This is a genomic window from Gordonia otitidis, assembly GCF_020735545.1.
In the GTDB taxonomy this organism is placed as follows: domain Bacteria; phylum Actinomycetota; class Actinomycetes; order Mycobacteriales; family Mycobacteriaceae; genus Gordonia; species Gordonia otitidis.
The window spans coordinates 3,360,472-3,376,191 of sequence record NZ_CP085974.1 but is presented as its reverse complement, the minus strand read 5'-3'; the positions used below and the strand labels follow the sequence as shown (position 1 = coordinate 3,376,191).

The following is a 15,720-nucleotide window of genomic DNA, read 5'->3' as shown; positions in this document are numbered from 1 at the left end:
CCAGGACTTGATAGGTCCTGGGGTATCTGTGGAGTACGTGGCAGTCCGCAATGGGGGATCCCTCGCTGATAGTGCGTACGACAATTTCCTCATCGAATGGGGTGTTGTCGAAGCAGGAATTACGGCGGAGGAAGAAGGCTACGATGCGGTTTGTATCGATACCGCATCGGACTCCGGGCTGGCGGTGCTACGTTCTCGCCTGACGATCCCCGTCATCGGACCGGGTCAAGTGGCTATGCACATCGCGGGAATGGTGGGATCGACGTTTTCGGTCATCAGTACCTTCGATCGCTGGGCGAAGAACTGCGTAAAGAACGCCGTCGCCTATCGCATGGATCACGTGCTGACATCTGCCCGGTCGCTGAGTGGCGAGGCTCCCGATGTAGAGCGGCTGCTGACCAGCAAACCCGAGGTTATCGAGCAGCTCGTTGAGCTTGCGCGAAAGACGGTGGCCGAAGATCGTTGCGACAGCATTGTTCTGGCGAGTACAACGATGCACCAAGCTGCTCCAGCCCTTCGCGCAGCGGTTGACGTGCCGGTGATCGACCCGGGCCCGTGGTCGGTCAGGATTGCAGTGGACATGGTCCTGCTTGGGCTGATCCAAAGTAGGGGCGCCTACCCGGCACCGACACGGCCGAATGATGCTCTCATACATACGCTTCCGGATGCCGTTCTTTAATGGTCCGATCCGCGTCATCCGCTGGATGTTTGTCTGATCCAGTCGGTCTGGCAGAGATATCCGACATTCTAAACTTACTAATACCGTGAACAGCCGGCAATCGTCTGATTCGTCGGCACGGTAGTCTGATACAGGAATTTCGATCACTCTCACTTGAATAGTCTCGGAGGCTAATATCCAGGGTGCTTCGAGCAGAATCCAGGAGCCCATCGACGATTGACCGGTGTCGCCTATTGACTAAATCGATTGGCGGTCGACTCAGAGTGCTCGTCGGAGGCGTGTTCAGCAGGTGCGGGCAATCATGAAGCCTCACGTGGACGTCGACGAGAATCGCTCTTCGTTGGCCGGTGGCTTGATTGAGGCAATTCGTCTAGCTAGAGCCGCTAAGCTGGTCAGCGTCGACCCCAAGCATCCACGCCTAGACGGCAGTGATGAGTTCAACCGACTTCACGGTGTCTAGTGCTGCTGCACGAGTTGGTGGCAACTGCGTTCCGCAATTTGTGCGGCGGGGTGCAGTGCAGGTGCTCCCGCTCGCCATCGCTATCTCTGCGGCTTTCGGCACTGTGGACATAGCTCGGCTAGGCCCGACTGCTAAGCCTCGAACTGCACGCGCGCGACCTGCTCGCACACCTCGACGACCATTGCGCGAAACCGGTAGTGTTCCGGGTCGAGATCGTAGGTGCGGTAGGCATCGGCGTCGACCCAGTCGTTGGTGATCGCGAAACTCCACCCGCCCTCCCGGAGGCCGAGGTCGAGACCGATCCGGTTCGACAGCAATCCGGGCAGGCGGAGTGCGGCTATCCCGGCCAGCCCCTCGTCGAGCTGTCGTCGGTCGCGTAGCGCTGCCTCACCGTCCGCGGGCCGCAACCGTCCCATCACCACGTTGCGAATCATGGACTACGAATCTAGCCGCGCGAGCGTCGCGGCACAGCTCGTCGAACCCACTTGGCAGAATGCGAGGGTGTCCAGAGGCGATCGTCAGTGGTGGGTCCGTGTCCTTCGAGTGGTGTTCGCCGCGATCGGCGCGGCAGCGATCGTCTACGTACCGGTCACGGCGTCCGACGGCTTCGACGTTGCCAACTACTTCAGCTACTTCACCATCCTGTCCAACATCGGTGCGGTGATCGTGCTCGTCGTCGGCGCGTTGTTCGCCCCTGCTGCAGCGTGGTGGCAGTGGTGCCGCGGCGCGGTCACGACCGCGATGCTGATCACGGCGATCGTCTACGCGCTGCTGCTGGCGGGTATCGACGTGAATCTGAACGACGAGTGGACCAACACCGTGCTCCACAGGCTGATGCCGCTGGTGTTGCTGATCGACTGGGCGGTCTTTAGCCTCGATCCACCGATTTGCTTGTGATCGGTCGGTGAGGGATAAACGAAATGCCCTGTCTGAGTGACAGAATGGGACTTCTCTAGGGTTCCATCCACACACACAGGAGGGCATGTCGTAGATGCGATTGTCTCACACTCACCCGGTCCGGTCTGCATCCTGTGACGATCCGAATCTCCTCGCCGCTGCGGGGGTGGTGCCGGTGATGGCGCTGGCCGAACGCGCCAGCCTGTCGGAGTTGGCCCGCGAGCATCTGAGCGTGCCCACCGACAAGGGCGCCCATCCGGATCGGAAAATGTTTTCCCTGGTGGCGGGGATGGTGGCGGGCGCCGACAGCATCGACGACATGGCCGTGTTGCGACACGGCGCGATGGGCAAGGTGTTCGACCATCCTTACGCCCCGTCGACGTTGGGATCGTTTCTTCGCGAGTTCCGGTTCGGGCATGTCCGCCAAGCCGATGCGATCGCCACCCGGCTGTTGGCGGGACTGGCTCGCCATACTCCGGTGCTGGCGGGGATCGACGGGCCGGTGATGATCGATATCGACGACTCGATCATCGAGGTCCACGGCCCGGCCAAGCAGGGCGTCGGATTCGGCTACACCCGAGTGCGTGGGCTGAACTCGGCGATCACCACCCTCACCTGTGGTGACGGTGCGCCGGTGATCGCCGCTCAACGCCTGCGCAAAGGGGCGTGTAACTCCGCGCGCGGGGCGCATCGGTTGATCGCCGACACCCTGGCCACCGTGCGGCGGCTACGGTCGTCCGATGCGTCGGGACCGATACTGCTGCGAGCGGATTCAGCGTTCTACGGCCATCGCGCGATCACCACCGCGCTCCGGGCCGGTGCGCAGGTGTCGGTCACCGTGCGTCAGGATTCCCACGTCCGAGCAGCGATCAGCGAGGTACCGGCAGATGCATGGACGCCGATCGAGTACACCGACGCCGTCTTCGACGAAGACAGCGGCCAGTGGGTCTCGCGGGCCGAGGTCGCCGAAGTACCGTTCACCGCGTTCACCTCCAAAGCCAAGCGCCTGCAGGTATCCGGACGGCTGGTGGTGCGCCGTATCCCTGACTTCGCAGCCGAGGGAGACGGCTTGTTCGACGTGTGGCGGTTTCATGCGTTCTTCACCACCAGCGACCTGGACACCGTGACCGCCGACAAGACTCACCGCGGTCATGCGATCATCGAGCAAGTCCACGCCGACCTCAAAGCCTCCGCATTGGCGCATCTGCCCTCGGGAAAGTTCTGCGCGAACGCCGCATGGCTGGTGTGTGCGGTCATCGCGTTCAACCTGACCCGCGCCGCAGCCTGTCTCGGTGGACAGCGTCTGGCGAAGGCGACTACCTCCACCATCCGACGCACCCTGATCTGCATACCCGCTCGAATCGCGTCCTCAGCGCGGCGCATCACGATGCATCTACCCGCCCGATGGCCGTGGGAACGCGAGTGGAACCTGTTGTTCAACAACACGATCAAACGACAACACTCAGCCTGACCCCTAACCATCGGCCAGAACCGGCCCCGACACGAAACCCAGTGAAACACGCCGACACCAGAGATCGGCGACTCACCCACGCCCACCGCCACCCCGAACATACACAACACATTTCACGAGACATCAAAAAGCCGATCGGTGGATCGAGGCTAAACCTCCGTGTCGTCTCCGTCTACCGCCACGACCAGCGGGTGAACCCGCGTTTCGACCCCGCGAACTACACGAGCATTCCCGTCGACGGCTGCGTTGGGGACCCAGTGTTCGGCTGGAACGGCGAGTTCGACCGGTAGTTCTAAGCGGACCACACACTGAGGCCGGCTCAACAAAACAGCAGGTCACAGCACTATCTAAGCGGACTAGTCTCCGCAAACCTATTTGAAAGTGTTACCAATATGGCTCTCAATCTTGAAGCACACGACCACCAGCAACTTGCCGCAGTTGACGCCCTCGCTGACCCCCTCGAACACGTCGGACTGGTCGCTAAGAAGGACGCCGAGACCGCTCGTAGCGCAGCTAAGCGCGCCCACCATGCACTCACCTTGGCGGCGACGTACACAGATCATGTGACCCGTACGGCGACCAGTGCAGGGGAAGCACTCGCAGACCGCGACGACCTCACGATTGATGCTGTGGTTGCCTCCGCGATCCTCCCCAACCCGATAGTGGTGGACGCAACCCTTGCTGCGACATGGCAAGCCAACGTCGACACTGCCCGTGCAGCCGCTTTCAAGCGTGTACGAGAGTTCCCGACCAAGCTCAGCGAACTGTTCGACAACGTTTCCGGCCAGGTGATCGACATTGCTGCCCAACTCGGGGACGTGGACACTCCGCAAGCTGTACTCGATGCTGGACTGGGCGAACCATGGCAAAAGCTCATGGCGCTTAAGCAAGAGATGAACGTGCTCATTGAACTGCGGACCGAACTGAGGAGCTTCGGACTCATCCCGGAGGCACAGCCCTACAACTCCGGGTGGCACTGGGACCTACGCCACGAGTACCCGGCAGGACGGTTTAAGCCTCGATCCACCGATTTGCTTGTGATCGGTCGGTGAGGGATAAACGAAATGCCCTGTCTGAGTGACAGAATGGGACTTCTCTAGGGTTCCATCCACACACACAGGAGGGCATGTCGTAGATGCGATTGTCTCACACTCACCCGGTCCGGTCTGCATCCTGTGACGATCCGAATCTCCTCGCCGCTGCGGGGGTGGTGCCGGTGATGGCGCTGGCCGAACGCGCCAGCCTGTCGGAGTTGGCCCGCGAGCATCTGAGCGTGCCCACCGACAAGGGCGCCCATCCGGATCGGAAAATGTTTTCCCTGGTGGCGGGGATGGTGGCGGGCGCCGACAGCATCGACGACATGGCCGTGTTGCGACACGGCGCGATGGGCAAGGTGTTCGACCATCCTTACGCCCCGTCGACGTTGGGATCGTTTCTTCGCGAGTTCCGGTTCGGGCATGTCCGCCAAGCCGATGCGATCGCCACCCGGCTGTTGGCGGGACTGGCTCGCCATACTCCGGTGCTGGCGGGGATCGACGGGCCGGTGATGATCGATATCGACGACTCGATCATCGAGGTCCACGGCCCGGCCAAGCAGGGCGTCGGATTCGGCTACACCCGAGTGCGTGGGCTGAACTCGGCGATCACCACCCTCACCTGTGGTGACGGTGCGCCGGTGATCGCCGCTCAACGCCTGCGCAAAGGGGCGTGTAACTCCGCGCGCGGGGCGCATCGGTTGATCGCCGACACCCTGGCCACCGTGCGGCGGCTACGGTCGTCCGATGCGTCGGGACCGATACTGCTGCGAGCGGATTCAGCGTTCTACGGCCATCGCGCGATCACCACCGCGCTCCGGGCCGGTGCGCAGGTGTCGGTCACCGTGCGTCAGGATTCCCACGTCCGAGCAGCGATCAGCGAGGTACCGGCAGATGCATGGACGCCGATCGAGTACACCGACGCCGTCTTCGACGAAGACAGCGGCCAGTGGGTCTCGCGGGCCGAGGTCGCCGAAGTACCGTTCACCGCGTTCACCTCCAAAGCCAAGCGCCTGCAGGTATCCGGACGGCTGGTGGTGCGCCGTATCCCTGACTTCGCAGCCGAGGGAGACGGCTTGTTCGACGTGTGGCGGTTTCATGCGTTCTTCACCACCAGCGACCTGGACACCGTGACCGCCGACAAGACTCACCGCGGTCATGCGATCATCGAGCAAGTCCACGCCGACCTCAAAGCCTCCGCATTGGCGCATCTGCCCTCGGGAAAGTTCTGCGCGAACGCCGCATGGCTGGTGTGTGCGGTCATCGCGTTCAACCTGACCCGCGCCGCAGCCTGTCTCGGTGGACAGCGTCTGGCGAAGGCGACTACCTCCACCATCCGACGCACCCTGATCTGCATACCCGCTCGAATCGCGTCCTCAGCGCGGCGCATCACGATGCATCTACCCGCCCGATGGCCGTGGGAACGCGAGTGGAACCTGTTGTTCAACAACACGATCAAACGACAACACTCAGCCTGACCCCTAACCATCGGCCAGAACCGGCCCCGACACGAAACCCAGTGAAACACGCCGACACCAGAGATCGGCGACTCACCCACGCCCACCGCCACCCCGAACATACACAACACATTTCACGAGACATCAAAAAGCCGATCGGTGGATCGAGGTTTAGGCCCCGGGCGCTGCCCGTACGCTCATGGCTGACGTGGCTGCTGCTTCCGTTGCTGTACGGCGTCTACACGCTGTCGAGGGGTCCGTTCGTCGACTGGTACCCCTACCCGTTCATCGATCCGCGCGATCAGGGATATCTGTCGATGACCATCGCGGTGATCGTGGTCGTCGTCGGCATGGCAGCGATGTCGGCGGGGGTTTACTGGTTGGGCACTCGCGGGTCGGGACATCGCGACAACCAGACGTCCTCTCCCCGCCGGTGAGTCAGTCGCTCTCGGAACCGGCGGCGAGCGCGTCGGACACCATCTCGACCCAGGTGTCGAGAACCTGTGCGCGACGGCGGGAATCGTCCGACAACGTGTCGGCGAGTCCGAGACCGCGCGCGAGGTCGAGCGTCACCTGTGCGACCCGGTGGGCGCGCGGGTTGGTGCCGTCGGGGTCGAGCGCTGCCACCGTCACCCGGTGCGCGGCTCGCGCGAATCTGGCCTCCATCGGCAGGATGAGTTCCCGCAGTGCCGGATCCGACGCCGCCGCCGCCCAGACCTGTAGTGACGCTTTGAACTCGGTGCCGGTGTAGATACTCACCGCGCGCTCGACCGCCATGCGCACACGTCGTGGGTCGTTGGCGTCGGGCTGAACCAGCGTGTCGGCGTTGAGCGTGAGATCGTCGAAGATCTGCTCCAGCGTCGATGAGATGAGCGCCTCCCGGGTCGGGAAGTGGTGCTGCGCGGCGCCGCGAGAGACCCCTGCCCGCTGGGCAACGGCTGCCACCGTCGCCGATGCCCATCCCTCGTGTGCCAGGACCTGTATGGCCGAGCGCAGCAGACGCTCACGTGTCTGTCGTGAACGTTCCTGCTGCGGCTCGCGATTGGCCGCCGCGCGCGAGGTGGTCATGCGTCGCGCGCCGCTGTCAGGTCCCACGGCGGACGGCTCTTGGACAGGAATGCAGCCATTCCGGCTTGCGCATCCGGTCCGGCGAACAGTGCTGCGGACTCCTGCGCTCGGCGTTGCGCAGCGCGATCGAACTCCTCGCGAATCTCCGCTGTGGTCAGTTCCTTCGATGCAGCAAGACCCACCGGTGACGCACGCCGGACACCGTCGAGTATGCCGTCGAGCGCCTTGCCCAGCTCGTCGGAATCGGCTGCCGCCTCGGTGATCACACCGATCGACGCGGCCACCGGCGCGTCGAAGGTCTCGCCGGAGACGAAGTACCGACCGGCACTTCGCGCGGTCATCTTGGGCAGCAGGACCAGGGAGATCATCGACGGCGCCAGCCCGAGTCGCGATTCGGTCAACGCAAATGTGCTGTGGGGTCCCGCCAGTGCGATGTCGGCGGCTCCGATGAGTCCGAATCCTCCGGCCCTGACGTTGCCGTCGACCACGGCGATCACCGGCTTGGGCAGTTCGAGGATCGTGCGCATCAGGTCGAGCATCGACGCCGTCGCCTCGGCGGATGCCTCATCCTGTGAGGCACCGCGCTTGAGCGCCTCCCCGAGATCGGCACCCGCGCAGAAGGTTGTACCGGCGTGCGTCAACACCACCGCGCGTATACCGTCGTCTGCCGCGGCCTGCTGCAGACCCGACGTCAGTTGGCCGACGAGCGCCCTGCTGAGTGCGTTGCGGTTCCGGGGAGAATCGAGCGTCAGGGTCATCACGCCCGCGTCCACGGCAGAGTGGACGACCTCGGTGTCAGCAGGTGTACTCATCGAAGAATCTCCTTGCGGTGTCGCGGTGTTCGTCGAACGGATGGCATCGGGTGTTCGCTCAGTACGACTTCGGCAGACCAAGACTGGTCTGGGCGACGAAGTTGAGCACCATCTCGCGGCTCACCGGCGCGACGCGCGCGATCCGCGAAAGCGCCAGTAGCGGAGCCACGCCGTATTCGGTGGTCAGACCGTTGCCGCCGAGCGACTGGACTGCCTGATCGACGATCTTCACGCACGCCTCGGCCGCCGCGTACTTGGCCATGTTGGCAGGCTCGGCAGCGCCCCAGTCGTCCCCCGCGTCGTAAAGGGTCGCGGCCTTCTGCATCATGAGTTTCGCCATCTCGAGTTCGATCTTGCCCTGCGCCAACGGGTGCGCGATGGCCTGATGTGCGCCGATCGGCGTCTTCCAGACCGTGCGCTCCTTCACGTAGTCGACCGCCTTGCCGAGTGCGAAACGTCCCATTCCCACCGCAGACGCCGCGGCCATGATGCGCTCGGGGTTGAGTCCAGCGAAGAGTTGGCTCAGCGCGGCGTCGGGCGAACCGACCAGAGCATCTGCGGGCAGGCGAACGTCGTCGAGGTAGAGCTGGAACTGCTTCTCCGGGTTGACCAGTTCCATCTCGATCATCTTGTACTCGAAGCCGGGTGCATCCGTGGGGACGATGAACAACGCCGGGCGCAACTTGCCGGTCTTCGCGTCCTCGGTACGTCCGACGATGAGCACGGCGTCGGCCTGGTCGACGCCGGAGATGTAGACCTTGCGGCCGTTGAGAACCCAGTCCGAGCCATCGCGCGCGGCCGTCGTCGTGATCTGGTGCGAGTTCGATCCGGCGTCGGGTTCGGTGATGCCGAAGGCCATGGTAATCGACCCGTCGGCCAGGCCCGGCAGCCAGCGATTCTTCTGCTCGTCGGTGCCGAACCGTGCGATGACGTTGCCACAGATGGCAGGCGAGACCACCAGCATCAGCAGCCCGGTACCGGCGGCGGCGATCTCCTCCATCACTATCGCGAGCTCGTACATGCCCGCTCCCCCGCCGCCGTACTCCTCGGGCAGGTTGACTCCGATGAATCCGAGTTTTCCTGCCTCGGTCCACAATTCGTCGGTCTTGCGGCCCTCTCGTGCGCATTCGCGGAAGTAGTCCTGCCCGTACTTCTCGGCGAGTGCGGCCACCGACGCGCGCAGGTCGGCCCGTTCGGCTGTTTCGACGAAGCTCATGCTGATGCCTCCTGAGGAGTTGCGGTATCGGTGTGTGCGTCGGATACGGCTGCGTCGTCCTCGGCGATGACGGCGAGTACGTCGCCGACGGCGAGTTGCTGTCCCGGTTCGACGGCCAGCATGCTCACCACGCCGTCGGCCGGGGCCGACACGGTGTGTTCCATCTTCATCGCTTCGAGCCAGATCAACGGTTGTCCGGCAGACACGCTGTCACCCTCGTTGACCGCCACGCGGATGACCGAGCCGGGCATCGGTGCGAGCAGCGAACCCGGTCGGGCGACAGCGCTGGGGTCGACGAAACGCGGTGGACGACGGAAGTGCACCGAAGCTCCGGCCGTGTCGACGTAGACGTCGTCGCCGTATCGAGCGACGTCGAACGTGCGTCGGATTTTTCTGTGGGCCAGCACAACGCACCCGATACTCGCCGAGATCACCTCGGTGTCGGCGACATCGGGCAGCTCGACGCTTCCACTGCGGCCACACAGATACCGCACGACATGCTCCGTGTCATCGTCGGTCAGGAACGTCTTCTGCGCGTACTGAGAGGCCATGTTTCGCCACCCAGCGGGCAGGGTCCGCTGCACCCGGGCGCCGTCGCGGTTGACGGCCACCTCGGCCATCGTTGCGGCCACCGCCGCGAGCGTCACCGTCGCATCGTCGGCCAGAGGCGCCGACAACACGTCGAGACCGACCTGGTCGAGATAGCCGGTGTCGGTGTGTCCACTGCGGAATGTCTGCTCGCGCAGCGTGTTCACCAGCATGTCACGATTGGTGACGGGTCCGTGCAGCGCAGCATCGGCCAACGTCCTGGCGAGCATGGCTGCGGCACGCTCCCGCGTGGGCGCCCAGCTGATCACCTTCGCGAGCATCGGGTCGTAGAACGTCGAGATCTCCGAACCGGATTCGATGCCCGCATCCACTCGGACCCCGGGCCGGTCGAGTGGTCCGAAATGCGTCGCAGCGTCGACGTCGATGCGGTGCATCGTCCCCGACTGGGGCTGCCAGCCCGCGGCCGGATTCTCGGCGTAGAGACGCACCTCGATCGAGTGCCCGGACGTCGACGGTTCGGCCACGTCGAGGTGTTCGCCCATGGCCACACGCAACTGCCACGCGACGAGGTCGGTGCCGGTGGTCAACTCGGTGACCGGATGCTCCACCTGCAACCGGGTGTTGGTCTCGAGGAAGTAGAACCGACCGGACTCGTCGGCGAGGAACTCGACGGTGCCCGCGCCGGTGTAGTCGATGGCCGACACCGCACGACGTGCGGCGTCGTACAGGCGCTCCCGGAGATCACCGCCGATGCGTTCGACGAGTGGTGCGGGCGCCTCCTCGATCACCTTCTGGTGACGGCGCTGGATGGAGCACTCGCGTTCTCCCACAGCCCACACCGCACCGTGCCTATCCGCCATCACCTGCACCTCGATGTGATGGCCGCGTTCGACATACGGCTCGCAGAACACCGTCGGATCGCCGAATGCCGATGCGGCCTCGCGTTCGGCCGCGGCAACCTGGTCGGCGAGTTCGTCGAGCGACCGGACGATCCGCATGCCGCGGCCGCCACCGCCGGCCGACGCCTTGATCAGCAGCGGAAGGTCGGTCTCGGTGACCGCTGCGGGGTCGATGTCGCCGAGGACAGGCACCCCGGCGTCGGCCATGAGCTTCTTGGCGTTGACCTTCGAGCCCATCGCGTCGATCGCCGCGGGCGGCGGACCGATCCAGGTAAGTCCGGCGTCGATGACCGCCTGTGCGAACTCCGCGTTCTCCGAGAGGAATCCGTAGCCGGGATGAATGGCGTCGGCGCCCGAACGCTGGGCCGCCGCGATGATGGCGTCGCCGCGGAGATAGGTCTCCGCAGACGTCGAACCCGTCAGCGCCACCGCAACATCGGCTGCTGAAACGTGTGGCGCGTCGGCATCCGGGTCGGAGTACACGGCGACGGTCGCAAGACCCATGTCCCGACAGGTCGCGAACACGCGTCGGGCGATCTCGCCGCGATTGGCGACGAGCACCGACGTGATCGCCTGTGTAGGGGTTTCGGTCATCTCACACCTCACATCCGGAAGACGCCGAAGCTCGACGTCCCCTCGACCGGTCCGTTATGGATCGCCGACAAGCAGAGTCCCAGAATGGTTCTCGTGTCCCGCGGGTCGATCACACCGTCGTCGTAGAGCATGCCCGACAGAAATGCCGGTACCGACTCGGCTTCGATCTGCGCTTCGATCATCTGCCGCATCCCGGCATCTGCCGCCTCGTCGACGGTTCCGCCGCGTGCCTCGGTGGCTGCACGCGACACGATCGAGATGACGCCTGCGAGTTGGGCCGCACCCATCACCGCCGATTTGGCGCTGGGCCACGCGAACAGGAAGCGGGGGTCGTAGGCGCGCCCGCACATGCCGTAGTGTCCGGCACCGTAACTGGCGCCGACGAGCACCGACAAATGGGGCACCTTCGAGTTCGATACCGCATTGATCATCATCGCGCCGTGCTTGATGATGCCCTTCTGTTCGTACTCCTTGCCGACCATGTAGCCGGTGGTGTTGTGCAGGAACAACAGTGGGGTGTTGGATCGGTTGGCGAGCTCGATGAATTGCGTCGCCTTCTGCGCCTCCTGACTGAACAGCACTCCCTGCGCATTGGCGAGGATTCCGATCGGATACCCGTGGATCTCGGCCCAACCCGTGCACAGCGAGTTGCCGTACTCCGATTTGAACTCGTCGAAGTCACTGTCGTCGACGACCCGAGCGATCACATCACGCGGGTTGAACGGGATCTTGAGGTCGGAGGGAACGATACCGAGTAACTCTTCCTGGTCGTACCGCGGTTCGCGCACCTCGGCGCGGGGCGCCCCGCCCTCCTTGCGCCAGTTCAGACGCGACACGATGCGCCGCCCGATGCGGATGGCGTCCTGCTCGTCGGCGGCGTAGTAGTCGGCGAGACCTGATGTGCGCGCATGCATCTGGGCTCCGCCCAGCGACTCGTCGTCACTCTCCTCGCCCGTGGCCATCTTCACCAGCGGCGGACCGCCGAGGAATACCTTGGAGCGTCCGTCGATCATGACCACGTGGTCGCTCATTCCGGGGATGTACGCGCCCCCGGCGGTCGAGTTTCCGAACACCAGCGCGATGGTGGGGATGCCTGCTGCAGACAGACGCGTGAGGTCGCGGAACATGCGCCCGCCGGGGACGAACACCTCCTTCTGCGTCGGCAGGTCCGCCCCACCGGACTCGACGAGCGAGATCACCGGGAGTCGATTCTGCAGCGCGATGTCGTTGGCGCGCAGCGTCTTGCGCAACGTCCAGGGATTCGACGTGCCGCCCTTGACCGTGGGGTCGCTCGCGACGACCAGGCACTCGACGCCTTCGACCACACCGATGCCGACGACGACCGACGCCCCGACGTGGAAGTCCGAGCCGTACGCCGCGAGCGGACACAGCTCGAGGAAGTCCGAATCCTCGTCGAGTAGCAGTTCGATACGTTCACGTGCGGTCATCTTGCCGCGCTTGCGGTGACGCTCGACGTACTTCTCACCTCCGCCCGCGAGTGCTTTGTCGAGCTCGCCCTGCAGATGATCGAGCTTCTCCACCATCGAGTCCCGTGCTGCGGTGAACTCCGCGCTCGTCGGATCGATCGTCGAGCGTAATGCCGTCATCGTGTGCTCCCCTGTGCGATGTAGCCGAGGCGTTTCGCGGCGAGACCGCTCAGGATCTCGGTGGTGCCGCCCCCGATTCCGAGGATGCGCATGTCCCGATACTGCCGCTCGACCTCGGTGCCGGTCATGTAGCCGAGTCCGCCGAAGAGCTGCACAGCCTTGTCGGCCACCCATTCCCCGGTCTCGACGGCAGTGTTCTTGGCAAAGCACACCTCGGCGATGAGATCGTCTCCGGAAGTGACCTTCCTGGTGACGACGCCGCGCGCATAGGTTCGTGCCACGTCGATACGACGAGCCATGTCGGTCAGGGTGTCCTGCACCGACTGACGGGCAGCCAACGGTTTGCCGAAGGTCTCCCGATCGCGTGTCCAGGCGAGGGTGAGGTCGAGGCAGCGCTGCGCACTGGCGTACGCCTGCACGGCCAGCCCTGATCGCTCCGTCACGAAAGCCGCTGCGATCTGGGCGAACCCTGAATTCTCGGCGCCCACGATGTTGCTCGCCGGTACTCGTACGTCGACGAACGACAGTTCGGCGGTATCCGAGCTGCGCCACCCCATCTTGTCGAGCTTGCGTGCGACGGTGAATCCCGGTGTGTCCTTCTCGATCACGAGCAGCGAGACGCCGGACGCACCAGGCCCGCCGGTACGCACGGCGGTGACGACGAAGTCGGCGCGTACCGCCGAGGTGATGTAGGTCTTGGCCCCGTTGACGACATACTCGTCGCCGTCACGCTCGGCGCGCGTCGTCAGATGTCCGACGTCACTGCCACCGCCGGGCTCGGTGATGGCGAGGCTGCCGATCTTCTCCCCGGCCAGGGTCGGCCGCACCCAGCGGTCGATCTGGTCGGGGTCGCCGGCGGCGATCAGGTGGGGCAGCGCGATCCCGTGGGTGAACAGCGAGGCGAACACGCCTCCGGCACCGCCTGCGTAGTGGAACTCCTCGCCGAGGATCGACACGTCGATGAGGTCGCCTCCGCTACCACCGACAGACTCGTCGACACCTAGCCCGAACAAGCCGAGCTTTGCTGCCTCACGGTGCAATTCGCGTGGGATGAGCCCTTCACGTTCCCACTCGTCCTGGTAGGGCAGGACATGCCGTTCGACGAATCCACGGACGGTGTCACGCAGTGCACGACGCTCCGGGGTCTCCCATTGCGGGTCTACCAGCGGCACAGTTCAGTTCCTCTCTGACGAGTCGGATGATCGGTCCGTCGCGGACCCGGACGACTGCTCGGCGACGAAGCTCACCGGGATGGGTATCGGCCGCGATCGCAGCCACTCCCCCATGCCCTTGGCCTGCGGATCGAAGCGCACGTTGTCGGCCACGCCGCGACCGAGTACGCCCTCGATCACGAAGTTCAGCGCCGACAGGTTGGGGAGCCGGTACCGCTTGACCTCGAGGTCGGCGATCTCGGGCAGCAGCTTCTTGATCAGATCAACGTCGAGCGTCGCGTCGAGCCAGTCGAAGTGCTCCGGATTGCGCACCCACACACCGATGTTGGCGCTGCCGCCCTTGTCGCCGCTGCGTGCCCCGGCCACCAGTCCGAGCGGTGCCGAAGCGGTCGGACCGGGATCGGAGCTCTCGACGACGCTGCGTTGTTCGGGTTGATCCGGCGCCACCTCGGCACGCAGCGGACTCGGCTCGACGCTCTCGGTGACCCCGTCGGCGAAGGAGACGCGATGCTCCACGCGCGAGGCGTCGACATAGCCGGGTTCGAAAACGCCGTAGGGCGAGCCGTTTCCGGGCGGCGCGAGCATGTGGAAGCCGGGGAACGTTGCCAATGCGAGTTCGACCGCCGTGTTGCTGAATGCACGTCCGACCTTCTTCGGATCGGGATCGCGCGCCACGCACCGCAACAGCGCGGTCGCCTGCTCTTCGGTCTCGGCGTCGGCACGCTCCATGCGGGAGAGCTCCCAGCTCATTTCCTGAGGCGTGGTGCGCAATTCGGCACGGAACTGTTCGCGGAAGAGCTCGGCCTTCTTCTCGATGTCGAGTCCGGTGAGCGCAACGGTGATCTCGTTGCGTGTACCCGCGAGATGGTTGAGCGAGACCTTCACGGTCTCGGGCGGAGCCTCTCCCCTGACACCGCTGATGGCCACCCGGTCGTCGCCGTCGGCGCTCAGCGTGATGGTGTCCAGACGCGTGGTCACGTCTGGTCCGAGGTAGCGCGGACCGCCGACCTCGTAGAGCAGTTGTGCGGTCACCGTGCCGACCGTCACCGCACCCCCGGTGTCGGGGTGCTTGGTGATCACCGACGTGCCGTCGGATGCGACCTCGGCGATCGGGAATCCGAGGTGGCCCATGCGGGGCAGATCGGTGAAGAATGCGTAGTTTCCGCCGGTTGCCTGGGCTCCGCATTCGATCACGTGGCCCGCGACGACCGCACCCGCGAGAGCATCGAGATCGGTGTAGTCCCAGTCGAATGCGCTCGCGGCGGGACCCACGGTCAGCGAGGCGTCGGTGATTCGTCCGGTCACGACGACGTCGGCACCGGAGTCGAGAGCCGACTTGATCCCGAAGGCACCGAGGTACGCGTTCGCCGTCAGGGGTGTGCCGAGTCCGAGCTCGTCCGCCCGGTCGACGAGATCGTCACCGTCGACGAAGGCGACGGATGCGTCGATTCCGAGCTTGTCGGCGAGCTCACGAAGCGCGACCGCGAGGCCGTGCGGGTTGAGGCCGCCCGCGTTGCTGACAATGCGTACGCCCTTGTCGATGGCGAGTCCGAGACAGTCCTCCATCTGGCGCAGGAAGGTCTTGGCGTAGCCGAGCGCCGGATCCTTCAGCCTGTCCCTGCCGAGGATGAGCATGGTGAGCTCGGCGAGGTAATCACCGGTGAGGTAGTCGAGTTCACCGCCCTCGAGCATCTCCCGCATAGCGCTGAAGCGGTCACCATAGAAACCGGAAGCGTTGCCGATGCGTACGGGTCGATCCGAACGTGCGGGTGTGGTGGATGTCATCGCTACTCCGATGGTCGACG

14 protein-coding genes and 1 pseudogene are annotated in these 15,720 nt (G+C 64.6%); 7 read left to right on the top strand and 8 right to left on the bottom strand.

What is annotated here, in order from left to right; translation table 11 throughout:
• Positions 1 to 37: 37 nt before the first annotated feature.
• On the top strand, positions 38 to 679 hold the full coding sequence (locus LK459_RS15490; protein WP_265416845.1) for an aspartate/glutamate racemase family protein: 642 nt from the start codon (positions 38 to 40) through the stop codon (positions 677 to 679).
• A 591-nt stretch (positions 680 to 1,270) separates the two neighbouring features.
• Here the strand turns inward: LK459_RS15490 and LK459_RS15485 are convergent.
• Positions 1,271 to 1,573, bottom strand: a complete 303-nt coding sequence (locus tag LK459_RS15485; protein WP_227919374.1) for an antibiotic biosynthesis monooxygenase family protein — start codon at positions 1,571 to 1,573, stop codon at positions 1,271 to 1,273.
• Here LK459_RS15485 and LK459_RS15480 point away from each other — a divergent pair.
• The 6 genes and pseudogenes from LK459_RS15480 to LK459_RS15455 all read left to right on the top strand — a co-directional run.
• Positions 1,572 to 2,036: a Pr6Pr family membrane protein gene (locus LK459_RS15480; protein ID WP_227919373.1), complete on the top strand. Its 465-nt coding sequence runs from the start codon at positions 1,572 to 1,574 to the stop codon at positions 2,034 to 2,036. The genes LK459_RS15485 and LK459_RS15480 overlap by 2 nt on opposite strands.
• A gap of 94 nt (positions 2,037 to 2,130) precedes the next feature.
• Positions 2,131 to 3,507: an IS1380-like element ISGbr1 family transposase gene (locus tag LK459_RS15475; RefSeq protein WP_064862420.1), complete on the top strand. Its 1,377-nt coding sequence runs from the start codon at positions 2,131 to 2,133 to the stop codon at positions 3,505 to 3,507.
• A gap of 41 nt (positions 3,508 to 3,548) precedes the next feature.
• On the top strand, positions 3,549 to 3,797 hold the full coding sequence (locus LK459_RS15470) for a hypothetical protein (protein ID WP_227919372.1): 249 nt from the start codon (positions 3,549 to 3,551) through the stop codon (positions 3,795 to 3,797).
• Positions 3,798 to 3,899: 102 nt separating this feature from the next.
• Complete coding sequence (locus tag LK459_RS15465) at positions 3,900 to 4,559, top strand: hypothetical protein (RefSeq protein ID WP_227919371.1); 660 nt, start codon at positions 3,900 to 3,902, stop codon at positions 4,557 to 4,559.
• Between the two features lie 83 nt (positions 4,560 to 4,642).
• Positions 4,643 to 6,019 carry an IS1380-like element ISGbr1 family transposase gene (locus tag LK459_RS15460; protein ID WP_064862420.1) on the top strand — a complete coding sequence of 459 codons (1,377 nt, stop codon included), beginning with the start codon at positions 4,643 to 4,645 and terminating at the stop codon, positions 6,017 to 6,019.
• Positions 6,020 to 6,171: 152 nt separating this feature from the next.
• Positions 6,172 to 6,435, top strand: a pseudogene (locus tag LK459_RS15455) (Pr6Pr family membrane protein); the annotation flags it as partial.
• Between the two features lies 1 nt (position 6,436).
• Here the strand turns inward: LK459_RS15455 and LK459_RS15450 are convergent.
• The 7 genes from LK459_RS15450 to LK459_RS15420 are packed head-to-tail and all read right to left on the bottom strand — an operon-like array spanning position 6,437 to position 15,700.
• A complete protein-coding gene (locus tag LK459_RS15450) occupies positions 6,437 to 7,066 on the bottom strand; it encodes a TetR/AcrR family transcriptional regulator (RefSeq protein ID WP_005170045.1) in 630 nt (209 codons plus the stop codon).
• Positions 7,063 to 7,878, bottom strand: coding sequence for an enoyl-CoA hydratase family protein (locus tag LK459_RS15445; protein WP_227919370.1), 816 nt, complete (start codon positions 7,876 to 7,878; stop codon positions 7,063 to 7,065). Before LK459_RS15445 ends, LK459_RS15450 begins: the two co-directional genes overlap by 4 nt.
• A gap of 58 nt (positions 7,879 to 7,936) precedes the next feature.
• Positions 7,937 to 9,094, bottom strand: coding sequence for an acyl-CoA dehydrogenase family protein (locus tag LK459_RS15440; RefSeq protein WP_227919368.1), 1,158 nt, complete (start codon positions 9,092 to 9,094; stop codon positions 7,937 to 7,939).
• On the bottom strand, positions 9,091 to 11,136 hold the full coding sequence (locus tag LK459_RS15435) for an acetyl/propionyl/methylcrotonyl-CoA carboxylase subunit alpha (protein ID WP_227919366.1): 2,046 nt from the start codon (positions 11,134 to 11,136) through the stop codon (positions 9,091 to 9,093). Before LK459_RS15435 ends, LK459_RS15440 begins: the two co-directional genes overlap by 4 nt.
• An 8-nt stretch (positions 11,137 to 11,144) precedes the next feature.
• Entirely contained in the window at positions 11,145 to 12,743 is a 1,599-nt protein-coding gene (locus LK459_RS15430; RefSeq protein ID WP_227919364.1) for an acyl-CoA carboxylase subunit beta, read from the bottom strand.
• Positions 12,740 to 13,915: an acyl-CoA dehydrogenase family protein gene (locus LK459_RS15425; RefSeq protein ID WP_007236603.1), complete on the bottom strand. Its 1,176-nt coding sequence runs from the start codon at positions 13,913 to 13,915 to the stop codon at positions 12,740 to 12,742. The genes LK459_RS15430 and LK459_RS15425 overlap by 4 nt, the downstream gene beginning before the upstream one ends.
• 3 nt (positions 13,916 to 13,918) lie before the next feature.
• Positions 13,919 to 15,700 carry an acyclic terpene utilization AtuA family protein gene (locus LK459_RS15420; protein WP_227919362.1) on the bottom strand — a complete coding sequence of 594 codons (1,782 nt, stop codon included), beginning with the start codon at positions 15,698 to 15,700 and terminating at the stop codon, positions 13,919 to 13,921.
• Positions 15,701 to 15,720: the final 20 nt, after the last annotated feature.

Excerpts from the sequence above, each read along its gene's own strand:
- LK459_RS15480 (WP_227919373.1), top strand. The coding sequence starts at position 1,572 with ATGGACTACGAATCTAGCCGCGCGAGCGTCGCGGCACAGCTCGTCGAA.
- LK459_RS15485 (WP_227919374.1), bottom strand. The coding sequence starts at position 1,573 with ATGATTCGCAACGTGGTGATGGGACGGTTGCGGCCCGCGGACGGTGAG.
- LK459_RS15475 (WP_064862420.1), top strand. The coding sequence starts at position 2,131 with ATGCGATTGTCTCACACTCACCCGGTCCGGTCTGCATCCTGTGACGAT.
- LK459_RS15465 (WP_227919371.1), top strand. The coding sequence starts at position 3,900 with ATGGCTCTCAATCTTGAAGCACACGACCACCAGCAACTTGCCGCAGTT.
- LK459_RS15460 (WP_064862420.1), top strand. The coding sequence starts at position 4,643 with ATGCGATTGTCTCACACTCACCCGGTCCGGTCTGCATCCTGTGACGAT.
- LK459_RS15450 (WP_005170045.1), bottom strand. The coding sequence starts at position 7,066 with ATGACCACCTCGCGCGCGGCGGCCAATCGCGAGCCGCAGCAGGAACGT.
- LK459_RS15445 (WP_227919370.1), bottom strand. The coding sequence starts at position 7,878 with ATGAGTACACCTGCTGACACCGAGGTCGTCCACTCTGCCGTGGACGCG.
- LK459_RS15440 (WP_227919368.1), bottom strand. The coding sequence starts at position 9,094 with ATGAGCTTCGTCGAAACAGCCGAACGGGCCGACCTGCGCGCGTCGGTG.
- LK459_RS15435 (WP_227919366.1), bottom strand. The coding sequence starts at position 11,136 with ATGACCGAAACCCCTACACAGGCGATCACGTCGGTGCTCGTCGCCAAT.
- LK459_RS15430 (WP_227919364.1), bottom strand. The coding sequence starts at position 12,743 with ATGACGGCATTACGCTCGACGATCGATCCGACGAGCGCGGAGTTCACC.
- LK459_RS15420 (WP_227919362.1), bottom strand. The coding sequence starts at position 15,700 with ATGACATCCACCACACCCGCACGTTCGGATCGACCCGTACGCATCGGC.